Genomic DNA, 18,271 nt, shown 5'->3' with positions numbered 1-18,271 from the left:
CGAGGACCAGACGTGACCGAGGATAGTCGCCCGTCGAACGGAACGGTGGCGATCGTGGAAGACGATCCCGGCATCCGTGACCTGCTGCAGATACTGCTCACGCGCGAGGGTTTCGAGGTGCTCGCATTCGCGGGCTCGGCCGGTCTCGAGAAGGCGGGCCTGCTGGAGCGACTCGATTGCCTGATCCTCGATCTGATGCTGCCCGGCGAGGACGGTCTGGAGATCTGCCAGCGGCTGCGCGCTCGTCTTCCCCGTCTGCCGATCCTGATCGTCACCGCCAAGGACGACCCGATCGATCGCATCATCGGGCTGGAGATCGGCGCCGACGACTATCTGGCCAAGCCGTTCAACAAGCGCGAGCTGCTGGCCCGGCTGCGTTCCGTGATCCGCCGCACGCGCGACCTGACCGCGGCGGCGAGCGCGGAAACCGGCGACAATTTCCGCTTCGACGGCTGGCTCTTGCGCCTCGGCGCGCGCGACCTGCTGAATCCGGCAGGCGAATCGGTGACGCTCACCACCAGCGAGTTCGACCTGCTCCACGCGCTGGTGCTGCACCCACGGCGCGTCCTGTCGCGCGAACTGCTGATCGACTGGACCCGCGGTCGCTCGGCCATGCCGGTCGACCGGGTCATCGACGTCCAGATGAGCCGGCTCCGCCGCAAGCTGGCGGATGATCCGCGCGAGCCCGCGATCATCCGGACGATCCGTGGCGACGGCTATCTGTTCGCCCCGGCGGTCGTCCGATGTTGAAACGCAGGCCGCTGCGGTTGCGCGGGCGCATCGGCGTCATCCTGCTCGTTCACACCGCTCTGATGAACCTGGTGCTGTTCGGCTTCGCCACCTGGATCGACGGCAGCCACCTTACGCCGCTCTATCGTCTGCCTGTGCCCGAGAAGGTCGCGCTCATCGCAACCGCCTTCGAGCATACTCCGCCCGACACGCATGCGGATCTCAGCCGCGCCTTTTCCGATCAGATTTGGACGGTGCGCCTCGAGCGCACCTTGCCGCCCGAGCGCGCGGGCATCGCGACGCCGGACACGATCGCGCGCTATCGCGATGTCCTGGGCGGGCGGCCATTCCGCATCGAGACGACCGCGCGCCGGGCGCCGGTCAGCCTCGATGCGCGGCCATTATTCTCGCCCGAGCTGGTGCGCGTCGCCGTGGCGTTGCCCGGCGGCGGGGCGGTCGCGATCGCGCAGACGGCGAACATGCCGTTGACGAAGATCCTGGACCATCGGCTGCTCTTTCTGTTGGCGATCCTCGTGATCGACATTGCGGTGGTGTTGTGGCTGGCCGCCCAGACGACCCGACCGGTCGAGCGGCTGGCACGGGCGGCGCGGGACGACCGGCTCGACACGCTGCGCGCCGGCGGCCCGCGCGAAATCGTCGAACTGACCGAGAGCTTCGTCCAATTGCGCACGCGATTGCGCGATCTGCTGCACGAGCGCACCCGCATGCTCGCGGCGATCGCCCACGACTACCGCACCTATCTGACCCGGCTCGAATTGCGGGGGGAGTTCATCGAGGACGAGGCGCAGCGCGCGCTGGCAGCGCAGGATCTCGCGGAGATGCGCGCGCTGCTCGACGACACGCTGACCTTCGCCCGCGAATCCGTGGACGATTCAGCAGGCGATGCGACCTGCGACATGCGGATCGAACTGGCGCGGATCGCCGACGAGCGACGCGAACGGGGAGAGAATCTTCAGGTGCCGCGGCAGAGCGGGCCGCTGCTGGTTCGCGCCTCAGCACTTTCCTTTCAGCGCATGATGGCCAATCTCATCGATAATGCCATGCGCTACGGGGGTGGCAGGGCGATTGTACGCGTCCAGGCCGGCCCGACCATTGTGCATGTCTTCGTGGAGGACGAGGGCCCCGGCGTTCCCGAAGAGAGTCTCGCCCGGCTGGTCGAACCGTTCGAGCGGCTTGAAACGTCACGGGCGCGCCACACCGGCGGCGTCGGTCTCGGCCTTTCCATCGTCCAGGCGCTGGCGAAGCGTTATGGCGGCACGCTCGCGCTGGAAAATCGGAACGGTGGCGGCTTCCGTGCGATCCTCACGCTGCGCGCCGCGTGATCGGTCGCCGCCCCATGCCGTTGATACAAAGCCGTACATAAGCCGCATCGGGCTGTTGCAGGCGAACGCGACAAGCAGGCTCCGTACAAGGAGCCGATCATGACCTTCCCGATTATCCATTGCCGGCGCCCGGCGCTCTCGGCGCTGCTTGGCAGCCTGCTCGCGCTGACCCCGGCCGTTGCCCTGGCCCAGAACTCCGGCGGCGATCCCCATGGACCTCCCCCCTCTGGCGGCGCCGATCATGGCCATGGCGGTGGTGGCAGCCCGCAGGGGGGCGACCCGCATGGCGGCTATCCATCGGGTGGTGGCGATCACGGCTACGGCGGCGGCGATCATTATAATGGGGGTCATCCGTCTTATGGCGGCGATCCGCATCGTGGCGGCGGCTGGGGCTATCGAGGGCGCCCATATTTTCACGTGATCGATCGCGGCCGGCCCGGATGGTGGCGAGGCACCCCGGCCTTCGCGGGCTATTATGGCTTCCGCCCAGGTTATTATTACGCACCGGGCTACGGCTATTATGCGATCCCCGCAGCCTATGCCGCCATGGCATGGGTCGTGGGCGCGACCTTGCCGCCGCCGATGCGACGCTACGTCGTCGTCGAGCCTGCCGCTTATGGGCTGGCGCCGCCGCCGCCCGGCCTCGGCTGGTATTATGCAGGCACCAATTTCGTACTCGTCACCCGTTCGAGCGGCGTCATCGTCCAGTCGGTCGCGGGCGGCTGGTAAGCGCATCCCGCAAAAGATCAGACCAAGAAAGATTCAGGTATGTTCACGCTTATCCCGAAATCGATCGTTCGTCGCGCGGCCGCGGCGATCACCGCCATTCTCATCGGCACCGCCCTGCTCGCGCAGCCGGCGGCCGCGCGCGATCAGAGCGGCCATCTGACATTCGACGGAAAGGACCGGACCTACGCCGTCCACGTGCCGGACGGGCCGCCACCGCCGGGGGGCTTCGCCGTGATCCTGGCGTTCCACGGCGGCGGCATGCAGGGCGCGGCGATGCGTAAGCTGACGCATTTCGATCAGGTCGCCGACACGCGCCGCTTCATCGTCGTCTATCCCGATGGCCTCGACAAGCATTGGAACGATGGTCGTCTGACCATCCGAAACCCGCAGGATGACGTGGGTTTCGTGTCCGCTCTGATCGATCGGCTGGAGAGCGATTACCCGGTAAGCCGGGGTCGCGTCTATGCGACCGGAATCTCCAACGGTGCGCTGTTCGCCGAACGGCTGGGTTGCGATCTGGCCGGGCGCATCGCCGCGATCGCGCCGGTCGCCGGAACGCTGCCCGCCGATCTCGCGCCGCGCTGCCGGCCGGCCGCACCGGTCGCCGTCATGCAGATCGACGGCACGGCGGACCCGATCATGCCTTTCGGGGGCGGGAAGGTCGCCGATTTCGGCGGCCGGGGCGAGGGCGGTGTCGTTCTGTCGGTCGCGGCCACCACCGATTTCTGGGCCGGGCAGGATCACTGCGCCGTTCGCGGCGTGGCCGAACCCTTGCCGCCGATCGCCCCCTTCGATCGCACGCGGATCGTTGCCACCCGCGCGACGGACTGTGCGAACAGTGCACGGGTCACGTTGCTGACCGTCTTCGGGGGAGGGCATGCCTGGCCCGGCGGCATGCAATATGCGCCCCGGCTTTTCATCGGCTCGACCAGCCGGCAGATGGATGCCAGCCAGGTCATCGCCGACTTCTTTCTGTCGCAGCCGGTCCACTAGCGGTGCGTCAGACGCAGCCATAGAGAAGCAGGAGCGGCGCGGCCCGCGAGGCGCCGCGCCGCGACAGATTTGCGGTGCTGCCTGCGGCCGCTCGACAGATGCCTCATGTGCGTCGAAATAGCGTGATGCCGACCATCATAGACGTCGCCAACGCCGCGGGGGTTTCCACCGCTACCGTTTCCCGCGTGCTCAGCGGGTCGGGTCGGGTCGTGGCGGAAACGCGTGCGCGGGTTCTCGCCGCGGTCGAACGCCTCGGCTACGCGCCCAACGTGGCCGCCAGATCGCTGCGGACCACGCGGGCGGGCAAGTTGCTGGTCACCGTTCCCGATATCTCGAACCCGTTCTTCTCCAACGTCATCCGCGGTGCGGAGGCGGCGGCGCGCGGCATCGGCTATTCGGTGGTGCTCGGCGATACGCGTCATGACGCGGCGATCGAAAACCAATATGCCGAGATGCTGGCAAAACGCGAAGTCGACGGGCTGATCTTCCTCGGTCATCGCCTGCCGGATTCGCTGGCAACGCTGGTGCGCGCCAGCGCCGGCGGCGCGCCGGTGGTGAACGGCTGCGAATATAGTCCGGGTCTCGATGTCCCGAGCGTTCATATCGATAATGCCGGCGCCAGCGAGGAAGCCGTCGCGCACCTGATCGGGCTGGGGCACCGGGATATCGGCATCGTCACCGGCCCGATGGCAAGCCCGCTCGGCCGGGATCGGGTGGCGGGCGCGCGCAAGGCGATGGCGATGCACGGCCTCGCCGATCGTCTACAGATCGATCACGGTGATTATTCGGTCGAAGCCGGCGCAGCGGCGGCGCACCGCCTGCTGGCAGGCGGCGTCACGGCATTGTTTTGCTGCAGCGACGAGATGGCGATGGGCGCGCTCAGCGCAATTCGAGCGACGGGTCGCATCTGTCCGACCGACATCTCGCTGGTGGGGTTCGACGATATCCGCTTTGCCCGTTTTCTGGAGCCGGCATTGACGACGATCGCGCAGCCGCAGCAGGAGATCGGGCGGGAGACCGTTCGCCTCCTGCATCTGCTGATCACCGGGCAGCATGCGGCAGCGACGTCGGTCACGCTGCCTTATCGGCTCGTCGTTCGAGACAGCACAGCGCCTTTTCAGCCGCGCTGATCGGCCAAATTGCCGCCTTACGGGGTTTGGATCGCGCATATGTAATCCTTTACATCGCCGGATGCGCGACCTAGTTTCGATGTCGACGAGCCGGGCGGACGCGGCGCAGGATAGGATGAGGAATGGGCGCTTCGGTCGAAGCTGGGCCGGATTTCGGTACGGCAGCGCATGGATCGGCACTGCTGACCGGCCGTCTCGGCGTGCTGATGTTTCTGCAATTCTTCGTGTGGGGTGCGTGGAACGTCACGCTGGGCCTCGTCATGCAGACCGTCGGGCTGGGCGCGATGATCGGCAATGCGTTTTCGGTCGGCCCGATCGCCTCGATCGCCGGCTCCTTCCTGCTCGGCATGGCGGCGACCCGTTATCTGAGCCCGCGCATGCTGATGGCGGTGCTCCACCTCGTCGGTGGCGCTCTGCTGCTGTTCCTGCCGCATCTGGTGACGCCGGCGCACGGCGGAACCTTCGTGTGGGTGCTGCTTGGCTACATGATCCTCTACATGCCCACGGTGGGGCTCGCGAATACCATCGCGCTCAAGAGCTTCGGTCCGCGGGTGGATCGTTTCCCCTTCGTCCGCGCGTTCGGCACGCTGGGCTGGATCGTCGCGGGACTGATCGTCGGCTGGGCCGGCCTATCGGCCAGCCCGCAAATCTTCGCGATCGCCGGCGTCGTATCGTTGGTGCTGGGGCTCTATAGCGTCACCTTGCCCGCCGTTGCCGCCGACGTGCCCCATGCGAACGGGCTGGTGCGCGAGATATTGTGCGTCGAGGCATTCGCATTGCTGCGCCAACCATCCTTCCTGGTGTTCATCGGCTGCGCGACGCTGATCTCGATCCCGCTCGCCATGTATTATGCTTATGCATCGCCCTATATCGGCGCGACCGGCATCACCAATGTCGGCGGAACGCTGGCGATCGGGCAGATGTCGGAGCTCGGCTTCATGCTGTCGATGCCGCTGCTCTATCGCCGCTTTGGCGTGAAGCCCTTGCTGCTCGTCGGCATGATCGCGTGGGCGGTGCGCTACGCGCTGTTTGCGATCGGCGACGGCGGCACCTCGGTCTGGGCCGTCTATCTCGGCGTGGCGTTGCACGGCGTCTGCTACGATTTCTTCTTCGTCGCCGGTGCGATCTACACCGGCAGGATCGCGACCCCGCACGGGGTGAACGCACAGGCGCAGGGCATGCTGACGCTATTTACCTATGGCCTCGGCATGCTGCTCGGCTCGCAGATCGGCGCGTGGCTGTATGGCGCCATGCCGGCGAACCCGAGCGTCGCCGACTGGCACCATATGTGGTGGTATCCTGCCATCGCCGCGGCGGTGATCGCCATCCTGTTCCAGCTCGCCTTTCGCGATGACAGCCGATCGGACATTCCCGCATGAAGACGATCAACGGCCCGGCCATCTTCCTCGCGCAGTTCCTGGGCAGCGATGCGCCGTTCGATACGCTCGACCATCTCGGCGAATGGGCGGCGAGCCTCGGCTATAAAGGCGTGCAGATTCCTTGCGATCCGCGCCTGATCGACCTCGCTACTGCCGCGGGGAGCAAGGATTATTGCGACGATCTGCGCGGCCGGCTCGCGGCGTTCGGCGTCGAGCCCACCGAATTGTCGACGCACCTTCAGGGTCAGCTCGTCGCGGTACACCCGGCCTATGATCTGCTGTTCGATGGCTTCGCCCCGCCAGCGCTGCGCGGAAAGCCGGCCGAGCGCCAAGGGTGGGCGGCGGAGCAGGTGATGCTGGCGGCAAAGGCCAGCGCGCACCTCGGCCTGAAGGCGCATGCGACATTCTCGGGTGCGCTGGCGTGGCCATATGTCTATCCGTGGCCGCAGCGCCCGGCCGGGCTGATCGACGAGGCCTTTGCGGAGCTGGCGCGGCGCTGGCGTCCGATCCTCGATGCCTTCGACGATGCCGGCGTCGATTGCGCGTTCGAGATCCATCCCGGCGAGGATCTGCACGACGGTGCCTCGTGGGAGCGTTTCCTCGCCGCCGTGGACGGGCACCCGCGCGCGCGCATCCTCTTCGATCCGTCGCATTTCGTGCTGCAGCAGCTGGATTATCTCGACTTCATCGATCGCTACCATGATCGGATCGTCTGCTTCCACGTCAAGGATGCCGAATTCAACCCGACTGGCCGGTCGGGTGTTTATGGCGGCTACGAAAACTGGGTCGATCGGGCCGGGCGCTTCCGCTCGCTGGGCGACGGGCAGGTCGATTTCGGCGCGATCTTCTCGAAGATGGCGCAATATGACTTTCCCGGCTGGGCGGTGCTCGAATGGGAATGCGCGCTGAAGCATCCCGAAGACGGCGCGCGCGAGGGTGCCCCGTTCATCCGCGATCATATCATCCGCGTCACCGAGCGTGCGTTCGACGATTTCGCGGCGAGCGGCGCCGATCGCTATGTCAACCGCGCCCTGCTTGGCCTCGCGACCCCCGATAAGAACGATGGAGAGACCCTATGATCGATCGACGCCATTGCATGTTCGGCGCCGCTGCAGCGGGAGGAGCGCTGATCGCGGGCGCCAGCGGCGCGGCGCCGCGTATGGCGGCCAAGCCGTTCTTCGCGCGCCACATGCTGCCGCTCGGCCTGCAGCTTTATTCGCTGGCGCCCGATCTGGATGCCGACTTCGACGGCACGCTGGCAAAGCTCCACGCGATCGGCATCCGGTCGGTCGAGACCGCGGGTTTCCACGGACGCAGCCCGGCGCAGTTGCGCGCCTCATTCGATCGCGCAGGACTGCGGTGCACCAGCGCGCATATTCAGGCGAGGGCGAACGGCAACGGCCCCAGCCTCGACGGCGATTTCGATGCCCTGGCGCGCGATCTGCATGTGGTCGGGATCACCAACGTCGTGATGCCCAGTCCACCCCTGCCGAACAGGCCGAAATCATCGGAAGGTTTCGCCGCCGCCATTACGAAGCTGACGCAGGACGACTGGCATCGGGTGGCCGATCTGCTCAACACCGCCGGCAAGGCTCTGCGCCAACGTGGCTTGGCGGTCAGCTATCACAATCACAATCCCGAATTCGCGCCGCACGATTGGGGAACGGCGTTCGACCTTCTCATGCGCGAAACCGATCCGTCGTCGGTCTCGTTCGAGATGGATGCGGGCTGGGTCGCCGCGGCAGGGATCGATCCGATCGCGCTGTTGCGTGCGCATCCGCATCGCTTCACCCAGATGCACGTCAAGGACATCAAGGCCAGCACCGTCACCAACTATGTCGTAGAGCAGGACCCGACCGAAGTGGGGTCGGGGAAGATGGATTGGCACGCGATCCTGCCCGCCGCTTATGCCGACGGCGTCCGCGGATTCTTCATCGAGCAGGAACCGCCTTTTGCCGGCCCGCGGATCGATGCGATCGCAAAGAGCGCGACCTATCTGCTCGCGTTGAAGACGGCATGATGGCGGCACGGCGGCTGCGCTATGCGATGATCGGTGGTGGGCCGGGCGCGATGATCGGCCCGATCCACCGGCTCGCCGCGCGACTGGACGATCGGTGGGAACTGGTCGCCGGGGCATTGTCATCCGATCCGGCCCGCGCCGCGCGCGGCGCTGTCGAATGCCGCATCGCGCCGGAGCGCAGCCACGCGGACTGGCGGGCGTTGATCGCGAGCGAAGCCGCCCGCGGTGAAGACCGGATCGATGCCGTTGTCATCGTCACGCCCAACCATCTCCATGCAGCGCCGGCCGTGGCGGCACTTGAGGCAGGCTTCCACGTCATCTGCGACAAGCCCATCGCCGCGACGTTGAGCGACGCGCTCGCGATCGAGCGTGCGGCACACGCCGCCAAGCGCGCCTTCGTGCTGACCCATACCTATTCGGGCTATCCGATGGTCCGGATGATGCGGGCGATGGTGTCGGAAGGCCGGCTGGGCACGATCCGCACGATCCAGCTGCAATATGCGCAGGATTGGCTCGCGCGCACCATCGAGACCGGGGATAACAAGCAGGCGGCATGGCGCACTGACCCGGCCCGCTCCGGCGCGGGCGGGGCGCTCGGCGATATCGGCACGCATGCTTATCATCTCGGCGGTTTCGTCACCGGCCTGCAGGCGGAAGCGGTGTTTTCCGATCTGTCCGCGTTCGGCGAAGGTCGCACGCTCGACGACAATGCCCACATCCTGTTGCGCTACGCGGGCGGTGCAAAGGGCATGATGTGGCTCAGCCAGATCGCGCCCGGCAAAGGCAACCAGCTCCGCATCGGCGTCTATGGCAGCGAAGCCGGCGTTGAGTGGGATCAGGAAAATCCCAACCAACTGCGTTACACCGTCATCGGCGCGCCATCCGTGACGCTCGAACGCGGCGGCCCGGGCGGCCTGGGCGGCGATGCGACGCGCACCCCCGCGCATCATCCGGAGGGCTATCTGGAGGCGTTCGCGCAGCTCTACAGCGATGCGGCGGACCTGATCGTCGGCTTCGACGATCCGGACGCCTCCGGCCAGGCCTCGATGCTGCCGGGCATCGAGGACGGTATCGAGGGGCTGCGCTTCGTCGCAGGCGCCGTCGCGGCGCATGCCGCCGAACGCTGGATCGAGCGGACCAACTGGGGCTGAGCGCGCAATCGTCCTCGTCCCAACGGGCGGCCCGTCCGAAGCTGGGATAAAAAGCTGGGGAAAAGCGTGCCCGAGAGGTCGACGCTGCACCGCTGGTCTGGCTATCGGCAGCGCATGAGCATCAAAGCCACTGTCATGAATGCCGCGACCGGCGAGCAGATCCAGAAACATATGTTCGGCCGCATGCCGATGGCCGGTACGCCCTTCCATCTGGAAAACGGCGAGCGCGTGACCGCGCAACGCGTCGATATCGGCAAGCCGGCGCCGGGCACGTTCGCGACGCCGGTCGATGTTTGGGTGACGCCGAAGGGCTGAGACGCGCGCCGCGCGGCGCCGCGTCGAACGCATGCTGCCGGGTCGAGCGCCACGCGAGCCGTTCGCTGCGCAACGGCGCTATCGATGGGGTCGCCCGGCCGGTTCTGGCGCCGATCTCCCGGATCGCGCACATCGGCGGCCTGGAAATGGCCGCTTCGGGTCACGGCGTTAAACGTATGAGCTTGTTTCGGCTGGCAGCGCCGCGCACCAATTCCAGCGTGGATACGGATCGACCGATTGCCTTTGCGAGCAGTCGCAAAACCGCTTCGTTCGCCGCGCCGTCTTCGGGCGGCGCGGTAGTCCGCACGGTAAGCGCGCCACCCGGCGCGGGCAGCATTATCGCATCGGCCGATGCACAGGGCGATACCCGCACTTCCAGCCGCCCGTCTGCGTCGGCCAGCGCCAGGATGGCCGCAGCGGGCGGCATGGTCGGCTTCGGGCGCGCCATTATCGTTTGCGGACGAACTCGGCGCGCAGCACGAGGCCCTTGATGCCGTCGTAGCGGCAGTCGATCTCCTGCGCATCCCCGGTCAGCCGGATCGACTTGATGAGCGTGCCGCGCTTGAGCGTCTGGCCGGCCCCCTTGACGTCGAGATCCTTGACGAGCGTGACCTGATCGCCATCGGCCAGCACATTGCCGACCGCGTCGCGCACCTCAACCTGCGCCGCAAGCCGGTGATTGGCGGCCGCCTCGGCAGCCGGAACCCACTCGCCGCTGTCCTCGTCATAGACATAATCGTCGTCGGACACGTCGCCTCCTGCTCGATCCTCATCGTCGGCGGCCTTCTACGCCGCGCAATGGCTTGTTTCCATGTCGGCCAAGCGACGGCGCTGCCGAGCGACTAGAACACACCGGGAAAGTCTGAATTGCGGTCCGAATTAATGTCAGAAGGCGCACGTCTCCCGTCAGAAAAAGCGTGCTTTTCTAACGAGATATGTGGTGGACGCACTTGGGCTCGAACCAAGGACCCGCTGATTAAGAGTCAGCTGCTCTACCAACTGAGCTATGCGTCCATGCCGGATACGGCGCGACGGGTAAGCCCGTCGGAGGCGCGCGGTTAGCAAGGCGATCCGCGCTTGTAAACACCCAATTGCTCAAAGACGTGCGGGCTTGCGGTGGCGGTCGATCGCCATCAGCAGCCCCAGGCAGATCAGCACCGTCATCATCGCCGATCCGCCCCACGAGATCAGAGGCAGCGGGATGCCCACCACCGGCGCCAGCCCCATCACCATCAGCATGTTGATCGTCGCGTAGAAGAAGATCGTCGTCGCGAGCCCCGCCGCCGCGATGCGGCCGAAGCGCGTCGGCGCGCCGAGCGCCACGCGCATGCCCCAGCCGACGACCACCGCATAGGCCAGGATGATGCCGATGCCGCCGGCGAGACCCCATTCTTCGGCCATGGTGGCAAAGGCGAAGTCCGTATGGCCTTCGGGGAGATAGTCGAGATGGCTCTGCGTGCCGTTGAGGAAGCCCTTGCCGAACACGCCGCCCGATCCGATCGCGATCTTCGACTGGATGATGTGATAGCCGGTGCCGAGCGGATCGCTTTCGGGATTGAGGAAGATCTCGATCCGGCTGCGCTGGTAATCGTGCATCCGCGCGAGCGCGATCGGGGTCAGCGCCGCCGCCGCCGCCGCCGCGCCGACGAACAGCCGCACCGGCACGCCGGCCAGGAACATCGCGGTGACTCCGCCGAACGCGATCATCAATGCGGTGCCGAGATCGGGCTGCACCAGCACGAGCAGGAAGGGCAGGCCGATCATCAGCGCCGCCGGCCAGATGGCGTTGAAGCGCCGCACTTCGGCCGCCGGCAGATGATCGTAGAAAGCGGCGAGCGCCACCACGATCGCCGGCTTCATCAGCTCGGATGGCTGCAGGCGGATGATCTTGAGGTCGAGCCAGCGCCGGCTGCCGCCGCCGACCACGCCCAGCGCCTCGACGCCGACCAGCAGCACCACCAGCGCCACATAGGCCGGTATCGCCAGCGACTTGAGCTGGCGCTCGTTCAGGCGCGAAAGCACGATCGCACCGACGAGAAAACCGAGGAAGCGCACGCCCTGCGGCAACGCCCATGGCATCAGATGACCGCCGGCGGCCGAATAAAGCACCGCCAGCCCGAAGCCGGTAAGGGCCGCGACCAGGAAGAGGATGCCCCACGGGATCCGCCGGAGTGCGACCGGCACCAGCGAGTTGCTCAATCGGGCTCCCCCGTGCTCCGTTCGGCGGGCGCCTGGTCGGCGGCGGTCTGCAGATGGCCCGCCTGCCAGCGCGCGACGTCGGCCGCCATGCGCTGGGCGATGTCGCCGCCCCAGCCGGATTCCATCGTGGCGAGCGTCGCCATCGCGCGGTCGGGCGCGAACAGATAGGTCATCACGTCGCGCGCGACCTGCCCGGCGGCGCCGCCGTGATTGCCATGCTCCAGCGTCACCGCGATCGCATAGCGCGGCTCCTCCACCGGCGCGAAGCCGATGAAGTGGCCGTGATCGCGATATTTCCACGGCAGGGCTTCGCTGGCGGTGCGGCCGGCGCGGCGATCGGCCATCGAGATGCGGCGCACCTGCGCGCTGCCGGTCTTGCCGGCCATCTCTATCCCGGCCAGCGGCAGGCGCGAGGCGCTGCCCGAGCCGACGCCGCCGGTGTTGACGACGTCGCGCATGCCGAGATGGACCAGCTCCAGATGGCTCGGCGGAATGTTGAGCGACGGTCCCTGCGGCCCGTAGCGGCGATTGAGGACGAGCCGCGGGTCGAGCGCGCGGCCGCTGGCGATGCGCGCCGCCAGCACGCTGAGCTGGAGCGGGTTCACCAGCATATAACCCTGGCCGATCGCGGCGTTCACCGTGTCGGCCGCGGTCCAGGGATGCTTGTAGCGGCGCAGCTTCCACGCGCTATCCGGCACCGTGCCGTAGCGCTGCATCGCATAAGGCAAATCGAACTTCGCGCCGAGGCCGAGATCGCGCGCCATCGGCGCGATCTTGTCGATGCCGATGCGGCGGCCCATCGTATAGAAATAGACGTCGCAGCTCTGCTGGATCGCACGGCGCATATCGATCGGGCCATGGCCGCTGTGCCGCCAGCAGTGGAATTGCGCATTGCCGACGCGATAGACGCCGGAACAGTGCACGATCTCGTCGGCGGCGACGCCCCATTGCAACAGTGCCAGCGCGACCATCGGCTTCACCGTGGAGCCCGGCGGATAGAGCCCCTGGATCACCTTGTTCGTCAGCGGCAGATGGTCGTTGCCCGACAGCATAGCCCATTCGGTCGGCGAGATACCGTCGGAGAAAGTGTTCGGATCGTAGGCCGGCATCGACACGAAGGCGAGCAGGCCGCCGGTGGCGACGTCGATCACCGATACCGCGCCGCTGTTCGGCCCCAGCCGGCGCGCGGCATATTCCTGCAGGCCGGCGTCGATCGTCAAATGGAGCGTGTGGCCCATCTGCTCGGGCCGGGTGGTGAGCTCGGCGACGAGGCGTCCGTGCGCGGTCACCTCGGTGCGCTTGGCGCCGGCCTTGCCGCGCAGCCACGGCTCCATCGACTTCTCCAGCCCCTCCTTGCCGACCTTGAAGCCGGGGGTGATGAGCAATGGATCGCGCGTCGCCTGAAACTGCTCGGCGGTGGCCGGCCCGACATAGCCGACGAGGTGGCCGACCGCGGCGCCCGCAGGGTAGCTGCGCGCGAAGCCGCTGGAGGGCGCCACGCCAGGCAGATCGGGCTGGCGCACGCTGACCGCGGCGTAGCGCTCGTAATCGAGGTTCTCGATCACCGGCACCGGCTGGTAGCCGGGCGCCTTGTCGAGCGCTTCCTTGATGCGCGCGACGTCGTCGTGGCTCAGCGCGAGCAGCTGGCGCAGCTCGTCGATCGCGCGGTCGGGATCCTGCAGCCGGTCGGGGATCAGATCGACGCGAAAGCTGGTGCGGTTGACCGCGATCGGCCGGCCATTGCGATCGACGATCCAGCCGCGTCGGGGCGGGATCAGCTGGCTCTGGACGCGGTTGCTCTCGGCCAGCCGATCATATTTGGCGTTCTGGGCGATCGACAACCATGCCATGCGGCCGACCAGCAGCCCGCCCGCGCCGAGCTGCGCCGCGCCGAGCATCAGCGCGCGCCGGGTGAAGGAGAAAGCCAGCGCCTGATCGGTCAGGACGCGCGACTTCATCGTCGCAGCCGCCACTGGTCGAGCCAGCCGCACAGGCGCTGCACCACCGGGAACAGCAGGATGGCGAAGCCGAGCTGGGGCAGCAGCGGCCACAGCGCGCCGCCACCCGCCGCGAACGCCGTAAGCACCCAGCCGCCGATGCCGACGAACAGGATGGCAAGCATCGCCAGCCACCAGTCGAGCCAGTAATCGCGCCACATCGGGCGATGGTCGGCGATGTCGATGCCGAGGAAGGCGAGCGTCCACAGCGCCATGCCGACGCCGAGCGGCGCTCCGCCGATCAGATCGTCGGCAAGGCCGAGCGGCAGCGCCACCCATGCCGGCCAGAGTTCGGGTCGGCGCAGCCGCCAGCCGAGCGCGATCAGCAGGCCGAAGGGCGGCAGCGACGGTGCCGTCACGACGATCGGCAGCAGCACCATCATCGATCCCGCCACGGTCGAGGCGAGCGGCACCAGCCACAGCCGCAGCGACGGCCGGCGGAGCAGATTGCTCTCGATCTGCGCCATCATTTGTGCCGCCCCGTCGGCGGCGCGAGCGCCGGTGGCGCCGCCGCTTCCGCCAATACCATCGCCACGTCGAGCCGGGTCGGATCGGCGAGCGGCCGGCCGTTCGCGACCTCGCCGCTCGTGCTGGTCACCACCGCGACCGGCAGATCGGGCGGATAGACGCCGCCGACACCCGATGTGACGAGCAGGTCGCCGCGCACCAGCGGCGGCGCGCCGGCCTGGGTCGAATGAATGTCGAGCACGCCCGCGCCGCGCCCCTCGGCCAGCGCCGGCGCACCCGTCCGCACCACGCGCAGCGGCACGCTGCTGCCGCCGTCGGTCAGCAATTCGACGCGGGATGCGTGCAGCCCCGCTTCGGCCACGCGCCCGACCAGCCCATCGGGGCCACGCACCGGCTGCCCGGCGCGGACGCCGTCCGCCGAGCCGGCGGCGAGCGTGGCATAGCGGCGCGTGCCGGCCAGATCGGAGCCGACGAGGCGCGCGGTCACCACCGGCTGCGTGCCTTGTTCGATCAGATGGGAAATCCGGCGGAGGCGCGCATTCTCGAACGCAAGGATCCGCGCCTGCACGAGCCCGCGCTCGGCCGCGGCGAGCTGGCGCCGCAGCATCTCGTTCTGGCTGCCCGCCGCGACATAATCGCCGATGTTGGTCGCGAGATCGTCGGCGCCGCGCGAGATCGGGCGCGTGAGGATCGAGGCGGGGGAAGTCAGGTCGAGCGCGAACCCGCGAATGCCCTGGAAGGCGAGCGGATCGAACTTGGCGACCAGTACGAGTCCGAGCGCCACGACGATGCCCAGCGCCGCCGCGACATAGCCGAAGAACAGACCATATTGCAGGCGGCGCGAGAAACCACGATCGCGATGGCGCGGCGGGGCCATGACGGCCTCCGTTCGATCAGGCGGTGTGCAGCACGCCGCGGAACATCGGATCCTCCAGCGCGCGCCCGGTTCCGAGCGCGACGCAGGTGAGCGGATTGTCCGCGACCGTGACCGGCAGGCCGGTCGCCTGCCGCAGCACTTCGTCGATCCCTTCCAGCAGCGCGCCGCCGCCGGTCAGGACGATGCCCTGATCGACGATGTCGGCGGCAAGCTCCGGCGCGGTATTCTCCAGCGCCATGCGCACGCCCTCGACGATCGCGGAAACCGGCTCGGACAGCGCCTCGGCGATCTGCCCTTGCGTGATCTCGATCTCCTTCGGCACGCCGTTGACGAGATCGCGGCCCTTGATGTGAAAGCTCTTGCCGACGCCGTCCTTCGGCATGCGGGCGATGCCGAAATCGTGCTTGATCCGCTCGGCGGTGGCTTCCCCGATCAGCAGATTGTGATTGCGTCGCACGTAGGAGGCGATCGCCTCGTCCATCTTGTCGCCGCCGACACGCACGCTGGTGGTGTAGGCGAGGCCGCGCAGCGACAGCACCGCCACCTCGGTCGTGCCGCCGCCAATGTCGACAACCATCGATCCGATCGGCTCGGTCACCGGCATGTCGGCACCGATCGCGGCCGCCATCGGCTCCTCGATCAGGAAGACCTGTGATGCACCGGCGTTCGACGCGGCGTCGCGGATGGCGCGGCGCTCCACCTTGGTCGAGCCCGACGGCACGCAGATCACGATCTCCGGCCAGCGCGGGAAGCGGCGCGAGCCGTGCACCTTGCGGATGAAGTGCGAGATCATCTGCTCGGCGATGTCGATGTCGGCGATCACGCCGTCGCGGAGCGGGCGGATCGCCTCCATATGCTCGGGCGTCTTGCCCATCATCATCTTGGCGTCGTCGCCGACGGCGCGCACCTTCTTGACGCCGTTCATCGTCTCGATCGCGACGACCGACGGTTCGTTCAGCACGATCCCGCGACCGCGCACGTAGACGAGGGTGTTCGCAGTTCCGAGGTCGATCGCCATGTCGTGCGACATGAATTTAAGCCAGCGCATCCAGGCCATGTACACTCATCCGTCCGTCGCGCGCCCGGCGGGGAATCGGTCAGTCGAAAGGGGATAAGCCGGGTCGCGGAAGTCGGCGGCTTGGTCTAGAGCGGCACCCATGTCAATACGCCGCCTCCCCGAGCATCTGGTCAACCGGATCGCCGCCGGTGAAGTGGTCGAACGACCGGCCAGTGCGCTGAAAGAGCTCGTCGAGAATGCGATCGACGCGGGCGCCGAACGCATCCTCGTCCGCCTGAAAGACGGCGGAATCGGCGGGATCGAGGTGATCGACGACGGCTGCGGCATGAGCCCCGCCGACATGGCGCTGGCGCTGGAGCGACATGCCACCTCCAAGCTGCCCGAAGCCTGGTGGGCAGAGGGGGCGATCGAGCGCGTCGCGACGTTGGGTTTCCGGGGCGAGGCGCTGCCCTCGATCGCCAGCGTCGCCACGCTCACGATCGAAAGCCGCGTGCGCGGGCAGGAGGGATGGCGCCGCACCGTCGATAATGGCCAGATTGCGGGCGAGGGGCCGGCCGCATTGCCGCCCGGCACGCGGGTAAAGGTGGAGGGGCTGTTCGCGCGCGTGCCGGCGCGCGCCAAATTCCTGCGTTCCGCCCGCGCCGAATATGCCGCCTGCGTCGACATTGTGCGCCGGCTGGCGATGGCGCGGCCGGAGATCGGCTTCACGCTGGAGCATGACGGCCGCCGCAGCATCGCCGTCCAACCTGGCGAGACCCGGCCCGAGCGCGTGGCAGCGCTGATCGACCGGGAACTGGCCGGCAATTCGGTGGCGGTCGATCATATGCGCGAGGGCATCCGCCTCGGCGGCGTCGCCGGGCTGCCGACCTTCCATCGCGGCGTGGCGGACCATCAATATCTGTTCGTCAACGGTCGGCCGGTGAAGGACCGGCTGCTGATCGGTAGCGTGCGCGCCGCCTATCAGGATCTGCTCGCGCGCGATCGGCATCCGGTACTGGCGCTGTTCCTCGACGTTCCGGGCGAGGAGGTCGACGTCAACGTCCACCCCGCCAAGACCGAGGTGCGCTTCCGCGAGGCGGGGCTGGTGCGCGGGCTGATCGTCGGCGGTCTGCGCGCCGCGCTCGACGCCGCCGGGCATCGCAGCGCTCAGCGCACGTCGGTGGCATCGCTCGGCGCATGGCAGATCGAGCCGCTCGCGCCGGCCTGGGCGCCGACGCGGCCGCCGGTGCAGGGGGCCGTGTGGGATCATGCGCCCGCCTTTGCGGCGCAGCCGGTCGGGCGTGCCGAGGTTGCCGAGGTGTCGGTGCCGTCGCCGGCCGAGCATCCGCTCGGCGTCGCGCGCGGGCAGGTGGCCGCGACCTACATCGTCGCGGAAGCGGCCGACGGGCTGATCCTGGTCGATCAGCATGCGGCGCACGAACGGCTGGTGCTGGAGCGGATGCGGCGCGGCATGGCCGAGGGCGGCGTCCGGGCGCAGGCATTGCTGTTGCCCGAAGTCGTCGAGATGGACGAGGCTGCCTGCGATCGGCTCGAGGCGCGCGGCCCCGAACTGTCCGAGATGGGGCTGGATCTCGAACGGTTCGGCGCCAAGGCGATGCTGGTGCGCGCCGTGCCGGCGTTGCTCGGCACCGGTGACGTCCAGCAATTGGTGATCGATCTCGCCGATGAGCTCGCCGCTTACGATGAAGCGCTCAGCCTGAGGGAGCGTCTCGACGGCATCGCCGCCACGATGGCGTGTCATGGCTCGGTCCGGGCGGGGCGGCTGCTTTCGGTCGCCGAGATGAACGCGCTGCTGCGCGAGATGGAGATCACGCCCCATTCAGGCCAGTGCAATCATGGGCGGCCCACCTGGATCAAGCTCGGCCACGGTGACATCGAGAAGTTGTTCGGCCGTCGCTAAGCCTCTGAGCAACGCGCGTTATA

18 protein-coding genes and 1 tRNA gene are annotated in these 18,271 nt (G+C 67.8%); 11 read left to right on the top strand and 8 right to left on the bottom strand.

All coding sequences use genetic code 11. From position 1 onward, the window contains the following. Positions 1-12 precede the first annotated feature (12 nt). The 10 genes from K8P63_RS15330 (at position 13) to K8P63_RS15285 (ending at position 9,789) form a co-directional block, all read left to right on the top strand. Positions 13-750, top strand: a complete 738-nt coding sequence (locus K8P63_RS15330; protein ID WP_223796885.1) for a response regulator — start codon at positions 13-15, stop codon at positions 748-750. Further along, positions 744-2,072 carry a sensor histidine kinase gene (locus tag K8P63_RS15325; RefSeq protein WP_223796884.1) on the top strand — a complete coding sequence of 443 codons (1,329 nt, stop codon included), beginning with the start codon at positions 744-746 and terminating at the stop codon, positions 2,070-2,072. Before K8P63_RS15330 ends, K8P63_RS15325 begins: the two co-directional genes overlap by 7 nt. A 99-nt stretch (positions 2,073-2,171) precedes the next feature. Then, on the top strand, positions 2,172-2,801 hold the full coding sequence (locus K8P63_RS15320; protein WP_223796883.1) for an RcnB family protein: 630 nt from the start codon (positions 2,172-2,174) through the stop codon (positions 2,799-2,801). Between the two features lie 39 nt (positions 2,802-2,840). Next, positions 2,841-3,794 (top strand): alpha/beta hydrolase family esterase, encoded by a 954-nt coding sequence (locus K8P63_RS15315; RefSeq protein ID WP_223796882.1) that lies wholly within the window; start codon positions 2,841-2,843, stop codon positions 3,792-3,794. A gap of 125 nt (positions 3,795-3,919) precedes the next feature. After that, positions 3,920-4,924, top strand: a complete 1,005-nt coding sequence (locus K8P63_RS15310) for a LacI family DNA-binding transcriptional regulator (protein ID WP_223796881.1) — start codon at positions 3,920-3,922, stop codon at positions 4,922-4,924. 122 nt (positions 4,925-5,046) lie between these two features. Beyond that, positions 5,047-6,303 carry an MFS transporter gene (locus tag K8P63_RS15305; protein ID WP_223796880.1) on the top strand — a complete coding sequence of 419 codons (1,257 nt, stop codon included), beginning with the start codon at positions 5,047-5,049 and terminating at the stop codon, positions 6,301-6,303. Beyond that, on the top strand, positions 6,300-7,382 hold the full coding sequence (locus K8P63_RS15300) for a sugar phosphate isomerase/epimerase family protein (RefSeq protein ID WP_223796879.1): 1,083 nt from the start codon (positions 6,300-6,302) through the stop codon (positions 7,380-7,382). The genes K8P63_RS15305 and K8P63_RS15300 overlap by 4 nt, the downstream gene beginning before the upstream one ends. Then, positions 7,379-8,323: a sugar phosphate isomerase/epimerase family protein gene (locus K8P63_RS15295; protein WP_223796878.1), complete on the top strand. Its 945-nt coding sequence runs from the start codon at positions 7,379-7,381 to the stop codon at positions 8,321-8,323. The genes K8P63_RS15300 and K8P63_RS15295 overlap by 4 nt, the downstream gene beginning before the upstream one ends. Then, positions 8,323-9,474 (top strand): Gfo/Idh/MocA family protein, encoded by a 1,152-nt coding sequence (locus K8P63_RS15290; protein ID WP_223796877.1) that lies wholly within the window; start codon positions 8,323-8,325, stop codon positions 9,472-9,474. Before K8P63_RS15295 ends, K8P63_RS15290 begins: the two co-directional genes overlap by 1 nt. 114 nt (positions 9,475-9,588) lie before the next feature. Beyond that, positions 9,589-9,789 carry a hypothetical protein gene (locus tag K8P63_RS15285; protein ID WP_223796876.1) on the top strand — a complete coding sequence of 67 codons (201 nt, stop codon included), beginning with the start codon at positions 9,589-9,591 and terminating at the stop codon, positions 9,787-9,789. 160 nt (positions 9,790-9,949) lie between these two features. Here the strand turns inward: K8P63_RS15285 and K8P63_RS15280 are convergent, their stop codons facing one another. From K8P63_RS15280 to K8P63_RS15245, 8 genes are all read right to left on the bottom strand, one after another. Continuing rightward, positions 9,950-10,237 (bottom strand): DUF167 domain-containing protein, encoded by a 288-nt coding sequence (locus K8P63_RS15280; protein WP_223796875.1) that lies wholly within the window; start codon positions 10,235-10,237, stop codon positions 9,950-9,952. Continuing rightward, a complete protein-coding gene (locus K8P63_RS15275; RefSeq protein WP_223796874.1) occupies positions 10,237-10,539 on the bottom strand; it encodes an alkylphosphonate utilization protein in 303 nt (100 codons plus the stop codon). The genes K8P63_RS15280 and K8P63_RS15275 overlap by 1 nt, the downstream gene beginning before the upstream one ends. Positions 10,540-10,727: 188 nt before the next feature. Further along, positions 10,728-10,803, bottom strand: a tRNA-Lys gene (locus K8P63_RS15270). 81 nt (positions 10,804-10,884) lie between these two features. Continuing rightward, on the bottom strand, positions 10,885-11,988 hold the full coding sequence (rodA, locus tag K8P63_RS15265) for a rod shape-determining protein RodA (protein ID WP_223796873.1): 1,104 nt from the start codon (positions 11,986-11,988) through the stop codon (positions 10,885-10,887). Further along, positions 11,985-13,946: a penicillin-binding protein 2 gene (gene mrdA / locus K8P63_RS15260; RefSeq protein WP_223796872.1), complete on the bottom strand. Its 1,962-nt coding sequence runs from the start codon at positions 13,944-13,946 to the stop codon at positions 11,985-11,987. Before mrdA ends, rodA begins: the two co-directional genes overlap by 4 nt. Next, complete coding sequence (locus tag K8P63_RS15255) at positions 13,943-14,455, bottom strand: rod shape-determining protein MreD (RefSeq protein WP_223796871.1); 513 nt, start codon at positions 14,453-14,455, stop codon at positions 13,943-13,945. Before K8P63_RS15255 ends, mrdA begins: the two co-directional genes overlap by 4 nt. Beyond that, positions 14,452-15,330 carry a rod shape-determining protein MreC gene (gene mreC / locus K8P63_RS15250; protein WP_223796870.1) on the bottom strand — a complete coding sequence of 293 codons (879 nt, stop codon included), beginning with the start codon at positions 15,328-15,330 and terminating at the stop codon, positions 14,452-14,454. The genes K8P63_RS15255 and mreC overlap by 4 nt, the downstream gene beginning before the upstream one ends. A 16-nt stretch (positions 15,331-15,346) precedes the next feature. Further along, positions 15,347-16,387, bottom strand: a complete 1,041-nt coding sequence (locus tag K8P63_RS15245) for a rod shape-determining protein (RefSeq protein ID WP_317629315.1) — start codon at positions 16,385-16,387, stop codon at positions 15,347-15,349. 100 nt (positions 16,388-16,487) lie between these two features. Here K8P63_RS15245 and mutL point away from each other — a divergent pair, with 100 nt between their 5' ends. Beyond that, entirely contained in the window at positions 16,488-18,248 is a 1,761-nt protein-coding gene (gene mutL, locus K8P63_RS15240) for a DNA mismatch repair endonuclease MutL (protein WP_223796869.1), read from the top strand. The last annotated feature ends 23 nt before the right edge of the window (positions 18,249-18,271 follow it).

The organism is Sphingomonas nostoxanthinifaciens (assembly GCF_019930585.1).
Lineage (GTDB): Bacteria > Pseudomonadota > Alphaproteobacteria > Sphingomonadales > Sphingomonadaceae > Sphingomonas_I > Sphingomonas_I nostoxanthinifaciens.
Note: the sequence above shows the minus strand (reverse complement) of the source record. Positions and strands in the feature narration are given on the sequence as shown.